This window comes from Kutzneria kofuensis, from assembly GCF_014203355.1.
GTDB lineage: Bacteria > Actinomycetota > Actinomycetes > Mycobacteriales > Pseudonocardiaceae > Kutzneria > Kutzneria kofuensis.
Genome location: NZ_JACHIR010000003.1, coordinates 109,006 through 127,379 on the forward strand (window position 1 = coordinate 109,006; position 18,374 = coordinate 127,379).

Here is an 18,374-nt window from a genome sequence, read left to right on the forward strand (position 1 = left end):
ATCGAGGACTTCGTCAGCTGACCGTCCATCCGGGATCGCGGCCGGTCAGGCCGAGGACGCGGTGCATGGCCGGCGCCGACTTCGCGACGGCCACCTCCGGTCCGAAGATGCCCATCTGACGGGCCTGCTCGGCGGTCTTGGCCAGCTCGGCTTCCAGGTACTCGGCGATGTCCGGGTCCACGGGCAGGTCCCGGCCGGCGGCGCGGGCGAGGTCCCAGCCGTGCACGACGAACTCGCCGGCGACCATGGCGCCGACCAGCTCCGCCGGCAGCTCCATCGGGCCGCCCATGTAAGTCGTGCCCTCCCAGGCGGCCGGGTCGCTCCACGCCTTGACGGTGGTGGTGATCGAGGCCGTCAGCGCGGCCAGGCAGTCGCCGGTGGTGAGGTCGAGGTCGGACTCCGCTGCGGCCGGCGGTGCGATGGCCTCCTTGGTCGCGCCGCCGGTCAGGGACGGGGCCCAGAACAGCAGGTGGTTGATCAGCTGCCGGACGGTGTAGTCGGTGCAGGGCGTCCGGGCCTCCAGGTGCGGTTCGAGTTCCGGGATGAGGTCGAGCAGTGGAGCGGTGGCGCGTTCGATCAGCATGTGCGCAGTCAAGTCCGCCCTGCCGGCGATGTATTGAACAAACGCGACGCGCAACTGATGGTTGCGCGTCGGGTCGTTGGCGGCCTAAGGTGCAACCACTGGTTGCGAATCCGAGGGAGACGTCATGGAGTACGGCACCATCGAGCGGGAGATCCACATCGCCGCCACCCCCGAGGTGGTCTTCGAGGTCATCAGCAAGCCGGAGCACCTGGCCGCCTGGTGGGGCGTCGACGCGCGGTTCGAGGCCGGCACGATGTCCTGGCACCGGCCGGAGCGCTCGACGGTCGTGCAGGTCGACGTCGTCGAGGCGGAAGCCCCGAAGCGGTTCGCGTTCCGTTGGCTGCAGCCGGAAGGCGAGTCGGCGACCCCGCGGAACTCGTTCCTCGTGACGTTCGAGCTGTCGCCGGCCGACGGCGGCACGCTGCTGCGGCTGACCGAGGCCGGTTTTCGGGAGATCGGCTGGGAAGCCGCGAAGCTCGAGGAGCACTACCGTTCCCACAGCATCGGCTGGGACGAGCACCTCGCCGACCTGGTGACCTACGCGGCCGACCTGGTGCGGGCATGACCTTCACCATCGACGACGAGCTGTGGGCCGCCCTCGGCGACCCGACCCGCCGTCGGCTGCTGGACCTGCTGCTGGCCGACGGCGCCGGCACGGCGACCGGCCTCAGCGACCGACTGCCCGTGACGCGGCAGGCCGTCTCGAAGCACCTCGGCGTCCTGGAGCGCGCCGAACTGGTCGTGTCCCACAAGGACGGTCGTGAGGTGCGGTACGCCGTCAACGAGGCGCAGTTCGCGCGCGCCGTCCGGCAACTCGCCCACGTCGGCGCGACCTGGGATGCCCGACTGCGCCGCGTCGCGGCCATCGCCGAGTCGATCCAGGCGAAGCGCCTAGAATCGGGCCGGTGAGGGACGACCGGGAGCTGCACGGCGCCTGGCGGCGGTTCCAGCGCCACGACTTCCCGCCGCCGTCGCCGGACCTCGCGGCGTACGTGGACCACTACTGGATCGTCAGCTGGTCGTACGCGGAGCCGTACCGGCAGAAGATCGTGCCCTATCCGCGGGTCAACCTGACCATCGCCGACGACGGCACGGCGGCGGTCACCGGCGTCGCCAGCGAACACGGAATCCGCGTCCTGGAAGGCGATCGCACGGTTCTCGGCGTCGCCTTCCGGCCCGGCGGCTTCCGGCCGTTCCTCGGCCAGTCGGTCAGCACGATCACCGACCGGGTGGTGCCCGCGGCGGAGATCTTCGGCCCAGAGCTGCCGCCCGAGCCGACGGTCGAGGCCGTGGAGGAGCTGCTGCGACGGCAGCGGCCGGAGCCCGATCGGCGGGCGGAGGAGGCGGCGGACATCGTCGCCACCATCGCCGCGAAGCCCGAGATCACCCGGGTCGACGAACTCGTGCGAGCGTTCGGCATGACCGTCCGCCAGCTGCAGCGGCTGTTCGCGGACTACGTCGGCATCAACCCGAAATGGGTGATCCGGCGCTACCGCCTGCACGAGGTGACCGAGCGCCTGGCCAAGGGCGCGAAGATCGACTGGGCGGGCCTCGCCGCCGAGTTGGGCTACGCCGACCAGGCGCACTTCGTGCGTGACTTCACCAAGATGTTCGGGGAGACGCCGACGCACTACGCCCAGCGGTACTAGCCGGCGAGCCCGCTCAGGTACGCCCGGCAGGTGGCGCGCATCCGGTCCACGGTCATGTTCCGCGACCCGAGCAGCACCTGGATGGCCAGCCCGTCGATCATCGCCACCACGGTGTTGGCCAGCAGCACCGGATCGCCGTCCCCGATCAGCCCCTGGTCCTGGGCGTCGCGGAGCAGCCCGATCACGGTCCGCCGCCAGTCGCCGTAGATGCTCTCGTTGAGCTCCTGCAGCTCCGGCTCGCGCAGCCCGTGCACCCACAGCTCGGCCCACACCCGCCAAGCCGAAACGCTCTCCGCGTCCAGCGGCGCGTACGACTCGACGAGCCTGGTCAGCAGCTCCAGGGGGTTTCCGTCGGCGGCGAGCACCGCGGCGCGGCGTTCCAGCGAGTGCCGGAAGTTGTACTCGAACGCCGCGTGCAGCAGCGCCTGCTTGCTGTCGAAGTAGTAGTGGATGGTGCCGGAACTGACGCCCGCTCGCGTCGCCACGTCGGTCAGCCGCAGGTCGTGGATGCCGGACTCGGCGATCACCGCGCACGTCGCGCTCAGGATCTGCGCCTTGCGCTCGGCCTCGACGCTCGGACGCGGCACGGTCACTCCTCCCTGCGGGTGTGACCGTGAGTATAGATAACTGGCCCGCCGGTCAGAGATGACGGGAGATCACCAGCCGCATGATGTCCGAGGTGCCCTCCTCGATCTCCTCCAGCTTCACGTCCCGCATCCACTGCTCCACCGGGAACTCCCGCGAGTAGCCCCAGCCGCCGAGCGTCTGCACGGCCGCCCAGGTCACGAACATCGCCGTCTCGGACGCGGTCAGCTTCGCCATCGCGGCCAGGCCGGTGACCCGCTGGCCGGCGTCGATCTGGCGGGCGGCGTGGTGCACCAGCAGCCGCGCCGACTCGATCCGGGTCGCCATGTCCGACAGCCGGAACGCGACCGCCTGGTGCTCGATGATCGGCACGCCGAACTGCTGGCGGTGGCGGGCGTAGTCCAGTGCGAACTCGTACGCGGCGCGGGCCGCGCCGACCGCGGCGGCGCCGAGAACGACCCGGGAGATGTCGAAAGCGCCCATCAGGCCGTGGAAACCGCGGCCCTCGTCGCCGAGCCGGTGCTCCGCCGGCACGAAGACGTTGTCGAAGAAGACCTCCCGGCAGACGATCGCCCGCTGGCCCATCTTCCGCATCGGCTCGCCGAACCGCAGGCCGGGCGCGTCCCGTTCGAGCAGGAACGCCGTCACGCCCGCGGACCGCTTGCTGCGGTCGGTCTTGGCGAACACCACGTAGTACCTCGCCGCGCCGGCATTGGAGATCCACGCCTTCTGGCCGGTGAGCTCGTAGCCGCCCTCGACCCGCCGGGCCGTGGTGATCATCGACGCCGCGTCCGAGCCGGCGTTCGGCTCGGTGGTGGCCAGGGCCGTCATCGGGGCGTCCGGGCCGGTCAGCGGGGTCAGCCACCGGCGCTTCTGCTCACCGGTGCCCAGCACGAGGATCGGGTCGGCGTAGAAACCGTTGGAGCACAGCAGGTTCCCGATGCCCGGGTCGCCCCAGCACAGCTCCTCCTGCACCAGGCACTGGGTGAACACGTCGGTGAAGCCGCCGCCGCCGTACTCCTCGGGCAGCATGAAGTTGGTGATGCCGACCTCGGCGGCCTTCGCGAACAGGTCCACCGGCGTCACCACGTCCGCCTCGTCCACCTCCCGCGCCCGCGGCCGGATCTCCTTGGCGGCGAAGTCCCTGCACAGCTGGACGATCTGCCGCTGCTCGTCGGTGAGCGGCCAGGCCGGGAAGTGGATGGTCATGCTCGATGTGCCTCCAGACGTGTCGTCGGGATGATCAGGGCGTCGACGGCCAGCGGCCCGTCCGGCCCGACGCGGACGGGGTTCAGCTCCAGCTCGCCGACCAGCGGCGAGCCCGCGACCAGCACGGATACCCGGTGCACCAGCTCGGCCAGGCCGTCGATGTCGACCGGCGGCCGGCCGCGCCAGCCGTGCAGCAGCCGGGCACAGCGGAGCCGGTCGAGCATTTTCCGGGCCGTTCCCGGGGAAACCGGGGCCAGCTCGGTGGCGGTGTCGTGCTGCACCTCGGTCTCGGTGCCGCCGGCGCCGACCGTGATGAGCGGGCCGAAGTCGGGGTCGCGTTTCCCGCCGACGAGGATCTCGACGGTGTTCGGGCGGGTGTCCTGCTCCTCGACGACGTACTCGCCGGGGCCGAGACGGGCCGCCATCTCGTCGAATGCCCGGGCCAGGGCCTCCGGAGTGGACAGTCCGGTGCGGACGCCGCCGGCCTCGCTCTTGTGCTCCAGCCAGGCGGCCTTGAGCACGTACGGAGCGGTCAGCCGGGCGGCGTTGCCGAGGTCCTCGCGGCGGCGCGCGACGAAGGCCCGCGGGAAGGCGACGTCGACCAGCACCTGCCGAGTCTCCCAGTAGCCGTCGGGCAGAACGCCGATGGGTCGGGTCTGGTCGGGGAGTGGCAGCTCAGCCGGCCGGCCGAAGGCGGTGAGGCCCTTCAGCGCCGACAATGTCGCCTCGATGCGGTCGTAGGTCGGCACGCCGGCCGCCCACAACGCGTGCGCGGTGGCGCTGTCGGGGCCCATGGAGTGCACCAGCACCGGCTTGCCGGCGGTCGCCGCGATCTCGCCGATCCGTTGCGCCACGGCGACTTCCTGGTCGCCGATGGCCGGAATGTCCAGCCCGTAGCGTCCGAAGTAGCCGGTCAGCACGGCGGCGTCGACGTGGTCGGACCGCAGCACGGCCTCGGTGACGCGGGCGTAGTTGGCGATGTCCTGCTCGCCCGCGCCGGCCAGGTCGACGGGATTGTGCTGCGCCGCGCCGTCCGGCAGTGTCACGGCGATGTCGACCGGCGGAACCCGCAGCTGGTGGGCGTGCGCCACATCCGCCGCGATCCCGCACTGGCCGCCACTGTCGCCGATGATCGCCACCCGTCCGCCGCGCGGCGGACGGGTGGCCAGCAGCGCACGGGCAACGTCGATCACCTCGGCCGGCGTGCCCACCCGCGCGACTCCGGCGGCCCGGCACGCCGCGTCCACGACGTCCAGCGAGGACGTCAGGGATCCGGTGTGCGAGCGGGCCAGCCGGGTGCTCGCCGCGCTGCCGCCGACGGTCAGCAGCAGGGTCGGCTTGCCCAGCTTCCGCAACACGTCGAGCAGCGCCGCGCCGTTGGCGAAGTTCTCCAGGTAGACGGCGACGACACGGGTCGACTCGTGGTCGACCAGGTCGGCCAGCAACTCCGTCGCGGTGACGTCGCTGGCGTTGCCGAGGGAGACGAACCGCGAGATGCCCAGTCCGTGCCGGACGCCGAGCAGCGCCAGCTCCGAGCCGACCTGCCCGCTCTGCGACACGATCGCCAGCGGGCCCGGTGTGAAACTGCCCCAGGCCAGGCACAACTGCGTCGCCGTGTCGACGATGCCGAGGCTGTTCGCGCCGACGAGCCGTGCGCCGGCGGCTCGAATCCGTTGCGCCAGCTCAGCTTCCGCCGGAACGGCGGCCGTGATGCCGAGGAAACCCTTGACGCCGGCCGAAAGCCCCTCGTCGACCACGTCCGACACGTGTGCCGGCGGCACGCAGAGCGCGACCAGCTCGGGCACGTCGTCCAGCGCCGAGAGGCTCGGGGCGGACGGCTGCCCGCAGACGGTGCCGCCACGGCGGTTGACCAGGTCGACCCGGCGGCGGTGGGCGCCCGTCAACGCCCCCGCCGCCAGCCAGTAGCCCCACTTGGACCGGTTGTCCGAGGCGCCGACCACCGCCACCGACGCCGGGTCGCGGAACACGCCCAGTCGCTGCATCGCCGCCCCCGAGGTAGATAACTGGCTGACCAGTCAGTTATCGTGGGCGGCGTGGCGCGTGGTTGTCAACGGCGGGCTGTCGTCGACCGCGCCTAGGCGTGTGCCATGGCCGCCAGCCGGTCGATGGCGTCCTGGCTGGCCAGGCTCTCCGCGGTGCCGACCAGGAGCTGCTGCCCGGGCGCGTCCGTCACGTCGAAGGTCTGGTACGTAAGTTCCACTCGACCCACCCCGGGGTGCACGAACACCTTGTACGCCCGGGTGAGGCCGGCGACCGTGTGGTCCGCCCACAGCTCCCGGAACTCCGCCGACGCCGCGGACAACTCCGCCACCAGCGCGGAGATCCCCGGATCCGACGGGAAACGGCCGGCGTTGAGCCGCAGCGCGTGCACGGTCGCGCCGGCCACCAGCGGCCACTCCACGAACACCGTCCGCGCCGCCGGATGCGTGAACAGGATCCGCGGCATGTTCCGCTCGTCGCCGAACGGGAACAGCAACCCGTCGGCGATGCGGTTCGTGGCCAGCACGTCGAACGCCGGTCCCAGCACGTATGCCGCCGCCCGCGGGAAGGCGTCCACCAGCTGCGACAACGACGGATGCACCCGCGTCGGCGCCACGTCCGACAGGCCGGGCAGCAGCCCCGCCAGCCGGTGCAGATGATCGCGGGCGTCCGGGGTCAGCCGCAGCGCACGGGCCAGCGCCGTCACCACCTGAGCCGACGGATTCCGTTCCCGCCCTTGCTCCAGCCGGGTGTAGTAGTCGGCGCTGACGCCCGACAGCACCGCCACCTCCTCGCGGCGCAGCCCGGTCACCCGGCGCGCGGTCAGGTCGCCGGGCAGCCCCGCCGCCGACGGCTCCAGCCGGCCCCGACTGGAGCGCAGGAACTCACCCAGTTGGTTCTCGCGGGTCGCCATGCCCAGATGCTACGGCCTGGTCAGTACAACGGCTTGCGGCCGATCGCCCCGTAGGCGCAGCTACGCTCCGGATGCTCGTCCACGTCGTCCGGCGACTCCGGCCGCCACTGCGGCACGTAGACCACGCCCGGGTCGACCAGGTCCAGCCCCTTGAACAGCTGGGTGAACTGGTCGCGGTTGCGCGCCGTGAACGGGCTGTCGGTCTCGTCGTACAGGCGGATCACCTGCTCGCCCTGCTCGCCGGCGGTCTCCTGGGTGCCCTGGGAGATCACGACGAAGCTGCCGGGCGCGATGGCGTTGCGGTAGCCCGCGACGATGGACTGCGCCTCGGCGTCGGACTCGACGAAGTGCAGCACCGCCGACATCAGCACCGCCACCGGCTGGGACAGGTCCAGCAGGTCCGTGACGACGTCGCTGTGCAGCACGTCCCGCGGCCGGCGCAGGTCCGCCCGCAGCGCCACGGCGTTGGCGTTCTTCTCCAGCATCAGCGCGGAGTGCGCGATGGCGACGGAGTCCCGGTCCACGTAGGCGACCCGCGCGTGCGGCGCGACCGCCTGCGCGATCTCGTGCACGTTGCCGGCGGTGGGGATGCCGGAGCCGAGGTCGAGGAACTGGGTGATGCCCTCGTCCAGCAGGAAGTGCACGGCCCGGCGCAGGAACCGGCGCGAGGTGCGCAGGATCACCGGCAGGTCCGGCATCGTCTCCTGGGCCCGGTGCGCAAACTCCCGGTCGACGGCCAGGTTGTGGTAGCCGCCGAGGAAATAGTCGTACACCCGGGCGGCGCTGGGTACTTCCGGATCCAGCCCCGTTGGCATCCAGGCGGATTCGTGCACGAGCATGACCTCCCGTTTCACCGCACGTTCTGCGGACGCCCCCGATTCGCCGCGGGAATACTAGTACAACCTCACGCGGTTGCGGTGACAACTAGGGTTGGTGGCCTGCGCAGATATTCGCGGAAGTGGACCGTATCGGCGGCAGGGTCGCAGACCGGATCCCACCACGTGACCTGCCGGAAGCCGGCCCTGAGCAGGGCATGTTCCTGGGTGGCCCGTGACCAGTAGTGCGGGGTCACGTCGATCGTGCCGCCGAGGAACTCGCTGTGTAACTGAATCGGATCACCGTCGTGAAGTTCAGCCGAAGGGGCTATCAAGTCGAATCCGTAGCGGGTGTAGTAACCCGGCTCGCGGGCGAAACCGGGATTGATGGTCACGGTCACGAATCGCTTTCCCGGCCCGGACAGCGCTGATCGGGCGGTCGCGCACATCGCGGCGAACGCCTCGAAGGTCTCCGCGTACGGCAGTAGGTGCACGGCGAGGACCAGGTCGAAGCCGCCGTTGACCGGCTCCACCGCGTCCTGCAGCACGAAGGTCGCGCCGGACGGCTCCTCGGCCTCGCGCCGCCGAGCGTAGTCGATCATGCCGGCGGCGCCGTCCATGCCGACCACCGGCCGCGCCCCGCGCTCGGCCAGCAGCCGGGTGTACGCCCCGGAGCCGCAGCCGAGGTCCAGCGCCGCCAACCCGGTCACGTCGCCGAGCGCCGTCAGCACGGAATGCTGCTCCACGTCCCGTCGGTACGGCCACACGTCGAAGCTGCGCTCGTACAGGAAGGCCAACTGGTCGAACTGGCTCCCGGAGCTGGTCGTCTCGGTCATGGCGCTCCTCACCAGGTGACGGGCAGCTGCATCGGGCGGGTGAACATGCGGTTCGGGTCCCATGGCAGCTCCCGCTCGCTGACCGCCAGGTCCAGCGTCGGAAACCGGTGGAACAGCGCGGAAATGGCCTCCTGCAACACGACCCGGGCCAGCTGCGAGCCGAGGCAGTAGTGCGGCCCGGCGCCGAAGGTGGCCGACCCGTCGGTGGACCGGTGGATGTTGAACCGCTCCGGGTTGTGGTAGTGCCGGGGATCCCAGGTGACGGCCTGCATCGGCACCACGACCGCGTCGCCGCGCTTGATCAGCGTGCCGTGCAGCTCCACGTCCTCACGGGCGATCCGCGGAAAACCCAGGCCGCCGTTGTGGAAGTAGCGCAGCACCTCCTCGATCGCCTTGGGCCACAACGCCGGCTCGGCCAGGCACTCGGCGAGTTGCTTGCGATGCAACATGAGGATCATCGGCCCGGTGGTCAGCGGAGCCACCAGCGGGTCGAACGACGTGACGAAGATCAGGAACACCGTGCCGAACATCTCCGACTCGCTGATCACGCCCTGGGAGCGCGCCCGGAGCAGCGCGTGCACGGGGGAGTCGGGCACCGGATCGGCCCGGTGCGCGGCGATGAGCCGGGCGATGAACTGCTTGGCGGCGTCGGTCTCCTTCTCGACGGCCTCCTGCGTGGACGACAGGTCCAGGCTCATCGGGTACGTGCGACGGCACTGTTCGGCCAGCTCCGCCGGCACGCCGAGAAGTTCGCCCATCGCGTCCAGCGGCAGCGCCGCCGAGTAGGACTCGACGAGGTCGGTCGGGTTGGGGCCGTTCGACATCAGGTCCAGCAGTCGGTTCGCGTGGCGGGCGACGAGCGGGCGGTGCCGCTGCACCGCGCGGCGGGTGAACCAGCCGCTGAGCACCTGCCGCACCCGGTCGTGGTCGGGCGGGTCCAGGTTGAAGATCGCGTCGTCCACCGAGGTGAGGTCCTCGCCGACCATGCGGGGCGAGCCGCGTTCGGCGAGGTCCCGGCTGAACCGGTTGTCGGCGAGCATCCGGGCCACGTCGTCCTTGCGGGTCAGCATCCAGGCGGTGATGCCGCTGGGCAGCCGCACCGGGCAGACCGGTCTGGCGCGCTGCGCCCACGCGGTCAGCGGTGGCAGCGCACCGGTGTCACCGAGCGGGAACGGGTATTGCAGCGGGAGTCGCGGTTCGGGCGAGTTCGTCATGATTGTTCTCCTGGTGGCTGGCGACCGCCCACGCCTGTCCGGGCGCCGCGGTGAGAATGGAGTTGCCCGCCGCGATCGCGGTCACCAGTGGAGTGGCACGGTGGTACACGAATACGCTCCGATCGGCGCCGAAGACGCTCGGACCGTCGGTGAGCAGCGGAATTTCGGCAATCACGTAGCGAACCGCGATGTCGATATCGGCCGGCGTGGCCGGGCGTCGCCCCGCGGCGTTGCCGACCACCTCGGCGGTCATCTCCCGGCAGACCCGCCGAATGTGCGGATCCGTCAGATACGCCTTCCTCGACCGGATCAGCGACGCCCGATAGGCGGCGTTCGCGTGCAGCTTGGTCCAGCTCGTCACGTGCCCGGCCGGGTCCGGTACGCCCAGGTCGGCCAGGGCTCGGACCGCCGGGTTGCGCAGCTGGCGGTAGGCCCGGCGGGCCCGGTGCACCGCCTGCGCCGGCGGGTGGCCCGCCGCCACCAGTGTGTACGCCGCCTCGAATCCCGGGATGACCACGTCAATGGATCTGAACCGGGGATGCAGCCACCAAATCAGCTGCCGGATGTATTCCGGCTTGTATCGTCCGTTCTGCGGACTCAGCCCGACGAGAACGTGGTCGCAGTGCCTGTCGGTCGTTGTTAACCAGCCGAGCGTGAACACGATGGAGCCCCTCCCTCGCCCGTTCGACATGGCGTCGACGGACCGTTGGAGACGGACAACTGCGCATTATGCATAGTCATATCTGCAAATTTCGGCACAAGTCTAGGTCGTGTTCGTCGGTGGCGGACAGAGCTAGTTCGTGTGAAAGAGCAATCACTCGCCGCAATCGCCCCTCACACTGTCGAGGGAACCGTCCCTCGGGTGAGGGACCCACGCCGCCGGTGCCGTTGAGACGCCCGGTACGCCTCCGGCCTGTGCGAGCGGGCCCGCCACCTGGTCATACACCGGATTCTCGCCACTATTGGGTGACTTTCGCCCCGATCACGCACGACCAACGGGGCGAATGTGGCGGATTTGTGCGCGGGGGCCGAGGAAGGCATATGCGCAGCGGAGCACGCGGCCGGCGTGGCGACGCGTCGAGGCGCGCGGCGGCGCGTATGCGTTGTTCGCGGTCAGCGGGCGCGGGTCATCGCGACCCGCGCCGCCGTGTGCTGCCGCCTCACACTCGAGGCGGCAGCCGTGGAGATCCTCAGCCCTGCGTGGACTCGGCGCGCTTCGGGAGCTTCCACCCCGGGCGCACGAAGTGGCAGGTGTAGCCGTTCGGGTAGCGCAGCAGGTAGTCCTGGTGCTCGGGCTCGGCCTCCCAGAAGTCACCCGCCGGCTGGACCTCGGTGACGACCTTGCCGGGCCACAGGCCGGAGGCATCGACGTCGGCGATGGTGTCCTCGGCGACGCGGCGCTGCTCGTCACTGGTGTAGAAGATCGCGGACCGGTAGCTGAGGCCGATGTCGTTGCCCTGGCGGTTCTTCGTGGTCGGGTCGTGCACCTGGAAGAAGAACTCCAGCAGGTCCCGGTAGCTCGTCGCGCTCGGGTCGAAGACGATCTCGACGGCCTCGGCGTGGGTGCCGTGGTTGCGGTAGGTGGCGTTGGGCGTGTCGCCGCCGGAGTACCCGACCCGGGTGGACAGCACGCCGGGCTGCCGCCGGATCAGGTCCTGCATGCCCCAGAAGCAGCCACCGGCCAGCACCGCGGTCTCGGTCGTGTTGCTCATCGCTCCCTCTCTCGTCCGTTGCCCCCGGCCGATACAACACCGGTCAGTCCGGTTTTGGTCCCGGCTGTGACGTGCGTCCGGTCCAGCGTAAGCGCCAGGTAATGACTCTCAGGAGCCCTCCCGAAGAAGCCGGCCACCAGGCCCACGGCAATCACGAACTTGTTCGTAACGAACATGTTCGTTAGGCTGGGGTCATGACCAAGACACTGCTGGCTCTGCACGGTGGCCCGGGGCGGCGCTCGGTGCAGCCGATCGTGGATCGCTTCGGCGCCACGCACGAAGTCCTCGCCCCGACCCACGCCGGCTGGGACGGCACGCCCCGACCGGACTGGTACGAGGGCGTGGACGACCTCGCGATCGAATACCTCGACCTGCTTGACGACCAGAACCTCGACGACGTGGTGCTGATCGCCAGTTCGTTCGGCGGCTGGGTCGCTGCCGAGATGGCGGTGCGCGACCGTGGCCGGCGCATCTCCGGTGTGGTGTTGATCGACGTGATCGGGCCGCGCATCCCGGGCCACTCCATCGCCATGCCGAACATGGACGACACCCGGCTGCCCGAGGCGGTGCGTGCCAACTTCGGCCACTACACCGCGCGGCATCCGCAGGGCGACCCGCGGTTGCTGCACCGGGTGGGGCGGGTGGCCGTGCCGGTGCTGTTCATCTGGGGCGGGGACGACCGGATCGTCGGGGCGGAGTACGGCCGCGCCTACGCCGAGCACTTCCCGAAGGCGGAGTTCGTGCTGCTGCCCGGCGTCGGCCACGCACCGCTGATGGAGGCGCCGGAGCGCACGCTGGACCTCATCGACGATTTCCTGCGTTCGTGACGAACATGTTCGTCACGAACGCGTCCGTTAGGCTCGGTCCATGGACAAGATCTACAACCGGCGGGAGCGCCCGGCCAAGCCGGCCCTGACCCGCGACGGCATCGTGGCCACCGCGCTCGCCGTGATGCGGGCCGAGGGCATGGACAAGGTGACCATGCGGCGGCTGGCCAAGGAGCTCGACACCGGACCGGCCTCGCTCTACGTGTACGTGAAGGACACCGAGGAACTGCACGCCGCGATGCTCGACGAGTTGCTCGGCGAGATCGACCTGGCCACCGGCCACGAAGGCGACTGGCGGGCCAGGCTCTGGCAGGTCGTCAGCTCCTACCGGCAGGTGCTGCACGACAACCCGAGCCTGGCCCGGGTCGCGCTGGTCACCCGGCTCAGCGGCCCGAACTACCTGGCCGTCATCGAGGCGGTGCTGGCGCTGCTGGTCGAGAGCGGCATGCCGGCGGCACAGGCCGGCTGGGCGGTCGACCTGCTGCTGTTGATCGCCACGGCCAGCGCCGTGGAACACGGCACCCGCAGCGAGAACCCCGACGCCTCGGCGGCAGACCACGACCTGCTGCTGCGCACCGTGCGAGGCGCCTCGCCGGAGACCTACCCCAACATCGCCGCCCACGCCGCGGAACTGGTGGCGGGCCCCGAATCCGACCGGGCCCGCTGGATGTTCGACGTCCTGATCACCGGCGCGTTCGGCACACCCATACCGTAGAAGGAGATCCGCCATGAAGGTCACCATCGTCGGCGGCGGGCTCGGCGGCCTGACGCTCGCCCGAGTGCTGCACGTCAACGGCATCGAGGCCGTTGTGTACGAGCTCGACGGCTCGTCCACCGCCCGCGACCAGGGCGGCACGCTGGACATGCACGAGGAGTCCGGGCAGCGCGCGCTGCGCGCGGCCGGCCTGTTCGACCAGTTCCGCGCGGTCGCCCGGGACGAGGGCGAGGCGCTGCGGCTGTTGGACGGCAGGGGAGTCGTCCACCTCGACGAGAGGCCCGACGAGCCCGGCGGCCGGCCCGAAGTCGATCGCGGCGAGTTGAAGCGGATCCTCGTCGAGTCGCTGCCGGCCGGAACCGTTCACTGGGGCTCCAAGGTCACCGCCGTCGAGCCGTCGGCGATCACGCTCAGCGGCGGCGACACCGTCGAGGCCGACCTGGTCGTCGGCGCGGACGGGGCGTGGTCGAAGGTGCGGCCGCTGCTGTCGAGCGCCCGTCCCGTCTACTCCGGGCTCTCGTTCGTCGAGACACACATGTCCGATGTGGACACTCGACACCCCGACCTGGCCGCGTTCGTCGGTCCCGGCTCGATGTTCGCTCTCGACGACGGGAAGGGCGTGCTGGCCCAGCGGAACGGAGACGGCCGGATCCGCGTCTACGCCGCCGTGCGGGCCGAGGACGAGAACTGGGTGGCGACCGACGTCGTCGACAGCGACCCGGTGCAGACGCGGTTGCGGCTGCTGGAGATCTTCGACGACTTCCCCGAACTGGTGCGCGCGCTGATCGCCGACGGCGACGGCGTCTTCGTGCCGCGCCCGATCCACGCCCTGCCGGTCGGGCACCGCTGGCCGCGGGTTCCTGGGGTCACGCTGCTCGGCGACGCCGCGCACCTGATGTCACCCTTCGCCGGCGAGGGTGCGAACCTGGCCATGCTCGACGGCGCCGAGCTGGCGCTTTCCCTTGCCTCCCATGACGACGTGGAGTCGGCGCTGGCCGCGTACGAGGCGGCCATGTTCCCGCGCGCCGAACAGGCCGCGCGGGAGTCGGCGACGAACCTCGTCGAGTGCTTCGAGCCCGGCGGCGCCGCGCGGCTCGCCGGGTTCATGGGGTCAGGTCAGTAGCCAGCCGCCGTCCACGTTCAGGTCGTGGGCGTTCATGCCGCCGTTGCGCAGCAGGAACTCGGTGGCGTCGGCCACCTCCTCCATGGTCACCAGCCGCCCGATCGGCGTGCGGGCCACCGCCGGGTGGTCGTCCCTCATGTGGGCCCACTTCGGGCTGTCGCCGACCACGCCGGAGTGCAGCGCGTTGACGCGGACCGGCGCGAGCTCGCGGGCCAGCGTGCGCATCAGGCCGGTGACGCCGGCGTTGATCGTGGTCACCATGGTCGAGCCCGGATAGGGGCGTTCCTTGGCCAGGCCGCCGAACAGCACCACCGAGGCGCCGGGGCGGAACCGCCCGTGCAGCACGCGGACGGTCTCCGCGTAGCCGACCAGCTTGATCGTCACCGAGTTGATCGCGTCGGCGATGTCGAAGGCCGCGATGGTCTGCTGCGTCTGCTCGATCGCCGTGACCACCAGGTGGTCGACCTCACCGACCTCGGCCAGTGCCGCCTCGATCGTGGTGGGAGCGGCCAGGTCCAGGGCGATGCCGGTGGTGGCGCCGCCGATCTCCGCCGCCACCGTCTGGGCGCGGGCCTTGTCCCGGCTGGTGATCACCACGGTGTCGCCGCGCCCGGCGGCCCGCTCGGCGATCAGGCGGCCGATCCCGTTGCTGCCGCCCACGACTACAGTTGTTGACATTTCATCATCGTGGCACGCGGTTCCCGGTGGACGACCCGATGTGTACGAACGGGCAGACGGCCGTGATTGCCCGGTCAGCGCCGGAAATCCGCCCCGCGGGACAGCGATTCGTGGGCGCGTAGTTCGGTCAGCATCGAGTCGAGCTTGCCCGCCACCGCGTCGTAGCCCGCGTTGCCGAGCACGAGTCGCTGCGGCGGGTTGTCCGTGCTCATCGCCGCGAGCACGGCCCGTGCGCCGCGGTCGGGGTCGCCGGGCTGCTTTCCGTTGTCCTCGACGAAGGCCGCGCGGATCGCCGCCAGCATCGGCTGGTAGTCCGGGATGGCCTCGCCGATCGGCTCGTCCTCGAAGCCGGCGTAGGCGTTGGTGCGGAAGGCGCCTGGTTCGACCGTCAACACCTTGATGCCCAACGGTTCCACCTCGCTGCGCAGTGATTCGCCGAGGCCCTCCAGCGCGAACTTCGCCGCCGAGTAGTAGCCGAATCCCGTGACGCCGACCAGGCCCGCCACCGAGGACATGTTCACGATCCAGCCGCTGCCGCGGGCTCGCATCCCCGGCAGCACGGCGCGAATCACGGCGACCGTGCCGAAGAAGTTGAGGTCGAACGTCCGGCGGACCACCTCGTCGGCGGTGCCCTCGACCGACCCGTACCAGCCGCGGCCGGCGTTGTTGACCAGGACGTCGATGCCGCCGAACCGGGTTTCCGCCTCCTCGACGGCCTGCCGGATCTGCTTCTCGTCCGTGACGTCCAGCGGCAGCACCAGCACGCGGTCGCCTTGCCGCCGCGCCCATTCCGCCAGCTCGTGCGGCCGACGCGCCGTCAGCGCCACGCGATCGCCGGCATCGAGCGCCGCGTTCGCGTACGCCATGCCGAACCCGCCCGGCGTGCCGCCCGTGATGAACCAGGTACGCATGCCCGCCTCCTCTGCTACATACGCTATAGCAGACACTGTATCGACGTTACCCATCGCGTGCAACGAGACGCCACATGCGCCTCCCATGTGGCACCAGGGCGCAGATGGGAAGCGCATGTGGCATTACCCGAGGGCTGTTACTCGTCGGCTTCCGCGGCCGCGTTGAGGGCGTCCATGGCGTCGGCCATCTTGCGCAGGGCCTCGTCGTCGAGGCGGCGGAGCAGGCGGCGCTTGTTGTCGCGGCCGGCGTCGCGGAGGACGGCGAGGGTGGCGGAGCCCTTGTCGGTGAGGTAGATCCGGCGAACCCGACGGTCATGGGGGTCGACGGCGCGGCGGATGAGGCCGCGAGCGGAGAGCCGGTGCGTGATGCCGGTGACGGCGGCGAGTCCGACGCCGAGCGCGCGGGCGAGGTCCTGGCCGGAGGCGCCGTCCTGGAAGGACAGGACGAGCAGCACCTTGAGCTGGCGCATGGTCAGGTCGGTGTCCTGGAGCGGGCCGGCCCCGGTACGCGAGGTGATGCGCAGGAAGCGGTCGTCGGCATGCTCGATCCGCTCGATGAGCCGATCCCTGTCGTCCACGGCGCCTCCCGCTGATAGTTTACGGCATGCATACTGTTCACATCATGTGAAGTATTTCGCGTCAGGGGGAGGACGGCATGGCGGACGTGTCGGTGCTGGTGGTCGGGGGCGGGCCGGTCGGCCTGTTCCTGGCGGCGGAGCTGCGGCTGGCGGGCGTGAAGCCGCTGGTGGTTGAGCGGCTGGCGCAGCCGGACCAGGGCAAGAGCGACGACGACCGGGGGCTGACGGCACGCACCGTGCAGACCCTCGACCTGCGTGGACTGGGTGACCCGGTGCGTGCGATGACGGCGGCGGCGCTGCGTCGCCTCGCCGGCTTCAGCGACGAGACCGCCGGCGAGGATCCCGGTGATCTCGCGGAGCTGATGGCCCGCCTCGGCATGGCGGACTTCAAGGGGGACTTCGCCGCGTTGCCGCTGATCGACCACGACGGCCAGTTGGGGGACCTGGCGCCGCCGCTGATCGTCATGCAGGGCGAGCTCGAGCAACTGCTGGCGGCCCGCGTCGCCGAGCTCGGCGTCGAGGTGCGGAAAGGCGCCGAAGTCGTCGACATCGACGGCGGCACGGCCGTTCTCGCCGACGGCACGAGGATTTCCGCGGACTGGATCGTCGGCTGCGACGGCGGTCGGAGCACCGTGCGCCGCAAGGCCGGCTTCGACTTCCCCGGCACCGACCCGTCGATGCTGGCCCGGGTCGCGGTCGCCACGTACGCCGGCGAACTGCCGCTGGAGCCGGGGATTCACCGCCTTCCCGGCGGGATTCTCGCCGTCGCGCCGTCACCGTCGCCGAGCATGACCATCGAGTTCGACCCGGAGCCGTTCGACCGCGACTCCGTGCTGACCGCTGCCGAGTTCGAGGCCAGTCTGCGCCGGGTCAGCGGCCAGGACATCGCCGTCACGGCCGTCGAGCAGCCGATACGGATCACCGACAACGCCCGCCAGGCTTCGACCTACCGCCGCGGCCGGGTCCTGATCGCCGGCGACGCCGCGCACGTCCACTCGCCGATCGGCGGCCAGGGCCTCAACCTCGGCCTCCAGGACGCCGCCAACCTCGGTTGGAAGCTCGCCCTCGTCGCCCGTGGCCGCGCCGACTCCGAGTTGCTGGACACGTACACCGCCGAGCGGCATCCCGTTGGCGCACAGGTGCTTCGCGACAGCCGAGCGGAGAATGCCCTGCTCCGCACCGATCCGCAGACGGAGGCGCTCCGGGAAGTCCTCGGCGACGTCCTGCGTGAACCGCAAGCCGCCCGCACCCTGCTCGAACTCAGCCACGGACTGCGGATTCGGTACGGAGACGACAAGAACCCGCTCATCGGCACCTTCGCCGTCGACGTGAAACTCGAGGACGGACGCGGTCGCTACATCGGCCCGGCAGGCGAAGTCGTTGCGCCGTGGGCGGATCGTGTCGCCATCGAGCACGCTGACGATGGCGGCACGCTGATCCGTCCGGACGGCTACATCGCCTGGGTCGGCACCGACCCGGACGAGCTGCGCGCCGCCCTCGGCCGGTGGTTCGGGGCCTGTGCCGGAAACCTACATTCGGTGTGACGCTGAGCGGGACTCGCCGGGGTTGGCGTAGGCGCGCATGGCGGCGGTGACGTCGGTGAGGAAGGCCAGGACGGTGGTGGCCTCGGCCGGGCTGAGGTTGCCGACGATGGTGTCGATCTCCGTCAGCAGCGGCGAGAGCGCGGCATGGACGTCGCCGCGGGCGTGGTCGGTGGCGTGCAGGACGACCCGTCGGCGGTCATGCGGGTCGGGTTCGCGGCGGAGGTGGCCGGCGGCGACCAGGCGGTCCACCAGCGCGGTGGCGGAGGCGGAGCGGATACCGAGCCGGCTGCCCAACTCGACCGGGCCGAGCGGCTCGTCGGCGGACACGACGTGGTCGACGGCTTGCACGTCGGTGATCCGCACGCCCATCCGGCGCGCCACCGCGCTCTGCATCTCCCGGCCCGCCTGCAACATCCGGCGCAGCGCCAGGCTGATCGACTGGTCCCGCACGGACGCATCGTAGCTAGAAAATCTAGCCATC

At 70.7% G+C, this 18,374-nt stretch carries 21 protein-coding genes; 7 read left to right on the top strand and 14 right to left on the bottom strand.

Going from position 1 to position 18,374, the window contains the following annotated elements; genetic code table 11:
- Positions 1-13: 13 nt before the first annotated feature.
- Positions 14-583, bottom strand: a complete 570-nt coding sequence (locus BJ998_RS42725) for a TIGR03086 family metal-binding protein (RefSeq protein WP_184869881.1) — start codon at positions 581-583, stop codon at positions 14-16.
- Positions 584-707: 124 nt separating this feature from the next.
- On the opposite strand from BJ998_RS42725, the gene BJ998_RS42730 reads away from it, so the two are divergent.
- The 3 genes from BJ998_RS42730 to BJ998_RS42740 are packed head-to-tail and all read left to right on the top strand — an operon-like array spanning position 708 to position 2,232.
- A complete protein-coding gene (locus tag BJ998_RS42730; RefSeq protein WP_184869882.1) occupies positions 708-1,148 on the top strand; it encodes an SRPBCC domain-containing protein in 441 nt (146 codons plus the stop codon).
- The gene (locus BJ998_RS42735; RefSeq protein WP_184869883.1) at positions 1,145-1,492 is read left to right on the top strand and encodes an ArsR/SmtB family transcription factor; all 348 of its coding nucleotides are present in this window, start codon (positions 1,145-1,147) and stop codon (positions 1,490-1,492) included. Before BJ998_RS42730 ends, BJ998_RS42735 begins: the two co-directional genes overlap by 4 nt.
- Positions 1,489-2,232 carry a DUF6597 domain-containing transcriptional factor gene (locus tag BJ998_RS42740; RefSeq protein ID WP_312890658.1) on the top strand — a complete coding sequence of 248 codons (744 nt, stop codon included), beginning with the start codon at positions 1,489-1,491 and terminating at the stop codon, positions 2,230-2,232. Before BJ998_RS42735 ends, BJ998_RS42740 begins: the two co-directional genes overlap by 4 nt.
- Here BJ998_RS42740 and BJ998_RS42745 read toward each other — a convergent pair.
- The 9 genes from BJ998_RS42745 to msrA all read right to left on the bottom strand — a co-directional run bounded on the left by BJ998_RS42745 (position 2,229) and on the right by msrA (position 11,517).
- On the bottom strand, positions 2,229-2,819 hold the full coding sequence (locus BJ998_RS42745; protein WP_184869884.1) for a TetR/AcrR family transcriptional regulator: 591 nt from the start codon (positions 2,817-2,819) through the stop codon (positions 2,229-2,231). The genes BJ998_RS42740 and BJ998_RS42745 overlap by 4 nt on opposite strands.
- Positions 2,820-2,871: 52 nt before the next feature.
- A complete protein-coding gene (locus BJ998_RS42750) occupies positions 2,872-4,026 on the bottom strand; it encodes an acyl-CoA dehydrogenase family protein (protein ID WP_184869885.1) in 1,155 nt (384 codons plus the stop codon).
- A complete protein-coding gene (locus BJ998_RS42755; protein WP_184869886.1) occupies positions 4,023-6,029 on the bottom strand; it encodes an acetate--CoA ligase family protein in 2,007 nt (668 codons plus the stop codon). Before BJ998_RS42755 ends, BJ998_RS42750 begins: the two co-directional genes overlap by 4 nt.
- Before the next feature lie 92 nt (positions 6,030-6,121).
- Positions 6,122-6,940, bottom strand: coding sequence for a helix-turn-helix transcriptional regulator (locus BJ998_RS42760; protein ID WP_184869887.1), 819 nt, complete (start codon positions 6,938-6,940; stop codon positions 6,122-6,124).
- A gap of 20 nt (positions 6,941-6,960) precedes the next feature.
- On the bottom strand, positions 6,961-7,794 hold the full coding sequence (locus BJ998_RS42765; protein ID WP_312890659.1) for an SAM-dependent methyltransferase: 834 nt from the start codon (positions 7,792-7,794) through the stop codon (positions 6,961-6,963).
- A gap of 50 nt (positions 7,795-7,844) precedes the next feature.
- Complete coding sequence (locus BJ998_RS42770; protein ID WP_184869888.1) at positions 7,845-8,591, bottom strand: class I SAM-dependent methyltransferase; 747 nt, start codon at positions 8,589-8,591, stop codon at positions 7,845-7,847.
- Between the two features lie 8 nt (positions 8,592-8,599).
- On the bottom strand, positions 8,600-9,805 hold the full coding sequence (locus tag BJ998_RS42775) for a cytochrome P450 (RefSeq protein ID WP_184869889.1): 1,206 nt from the start codon (positions 9,803-9,805) through the stop codon (positions 8,600-8,602).
- Positions 9,750-10,496 carry a tRNA-dependent cyclodipeptide synthase gene (locus BJ998_RS42780; RefSeq protein WP_246490107.1) on the bottom strand — a complete coding sequence of 249 codons (747 nt, stop codon included), beginning with the start codon at positions 10,494-10,496 and terminating at the stop codon, positions 9,750-9,752. Before BJ998_RS42780 ends, BJ998_RS42775 begins: the two co-directional genes overlap by 56 nt.
- Positions 10,497-10,995: 499 nt before the next feature.
- Positions 10,996-11,517, bottom strand: a complete 522-nt coding sequence (msrA, locus tag BJ998_RS42785; RefSeq protein ID WP_184869891.1) for a peptide-methionine (S)-S-oxide reductase MsrA — start codon at positions 11,515-11,517, stop codon at positions 10,996-10,998.
- Positions 11,518-11,711: 194 nt separating this feature from the next.
- Here msrA and BJ998_RS42790 point away from each other — a divergent pair, with 194 nt between their 5' ends.
- Genes BJ998_RS42790 through BJ998_RS42800 form a run of 3 tightly spaced genes read left to right on the top strand, consistent with a single transcriptional unit; the run spans position 11,712 to position 14,182 of the window.
- Positions 11,712-12,344, top strand: a complete 633-nt coding sequence (locus tag BJ998_RS42790) for an alpha/beta fold hydrolase (protein WP_184869892.1) — start codon at positions 11,712-11,714, stop codon at positions 12,342-12,344.
- Between the two features lie 40 nt (positions 12,345-12,384).
- On the top strand, positions 12,385-13,059 hold the full coding sequence (locus BJ998_RS42795; RefSeq protein ID WP_184869893.1) for a TetR/AcrR family transcriptional regulator: 675 nt from the start codon (positions 12,385-12,387) through the stop codon (positions 13,057-13,059).
- A 13-nt stretch (positions 13,060-13,072) separates the two neighbouring features.
- Positions 13,073-14,182, top strand: a complete 1,110-nt coding sequence (locus BJ998_RS42800; protein WP_184869894.1) for an FAD-dependent oxidoreductase — start codon at positions 13,073-13,075, stop codon at positions 14,180-14,182.
- Here the strand turns inward: BJ998_RS42800 and BJ998_RS42805 are convergent.
- The 3 genes from BJ998_RS42805 to BJ998_RS42815 all read right to left on the bottom strand — a co-directional run bounded on the left by BJ998_RS42805 (position 14,171) and on the right by BJ998_RS42815 (position 16,349).
- The gene (locus BJ998_RS42805) at positions 14,171-14,860 is read right to left on the bottom strand and encodes an SDR family oxidoreductase (protein WP_184869895.1); all 690 of its coding nucleotides are present in this window, start codon (positions 14,858-14,860) and stop codon (positions 14,171-14,173) included. The genes BJ998_RS42800 and BJ998_RS42805 overlap by 12 nt on opposite strands.
- 74 nt (positions 14,861-14,934) lie before the next feature.
- The gene (locus BJ998_RS42810) at positions 14,935-15,771 is read right to left on the bottom strand and encodes an oxidoreductase (protein WP_184869896.1); all 837 of its coding nucleotides are present in this window, start codon (positions 15,769-15,771) and stop codon (positions 14,935-14,937) included.
- A 137-nt stretch (positions 15,772-15,908) separates the two neighbouring features.
- Positions 15,909-16,349, bottom strand: coding sequence for a MarR family winged helix-turn-helix transcriptional regulator (locus tag BJ998_RS42815; RefSeq protein ID WP_184869897.1), 441 nt, complete (start codon positions 16,347-16,349; stop codon positions 15,909-15,911).
- Positions 16,350-16,426: 77 nt separating this feature from the next.
- On the opposite strand from BJ998_RS42815, the gene BJ998_RS42820 reads away from it, so the two are divergent.
- Positions 16,427-17,893, top strand: coding sequence for an FAD-dependent monooxygenase (locus BJ998_RS42820; protein WP_184869898.1), 1,467 nt, complete (start codon positions 16,427-16,429; stop codon positions 17,891-17,893).
- On the opposite strand, the gene BJ998_RS42825 is transcribed toward BJ998_RS42820, so the two are convergent.
- Positions 17,879-18,343, bottom strand: a complete 465-nt coding sequence (locus tag BJ998_RS42825; protein ID WP_312890660.1) for a MarR family winged helix-turn-helix transcriptional regulator — start codon at positions 18,341-18,343, stop codon at positions 17,879-17,881. The genes BJ998_RS42820 and BJ998_RS42825 overlap by 15 nt on opposite strands.
- Between the last annotated feature and the right edge of the window lie 31 nt (positions 18,344-18,374).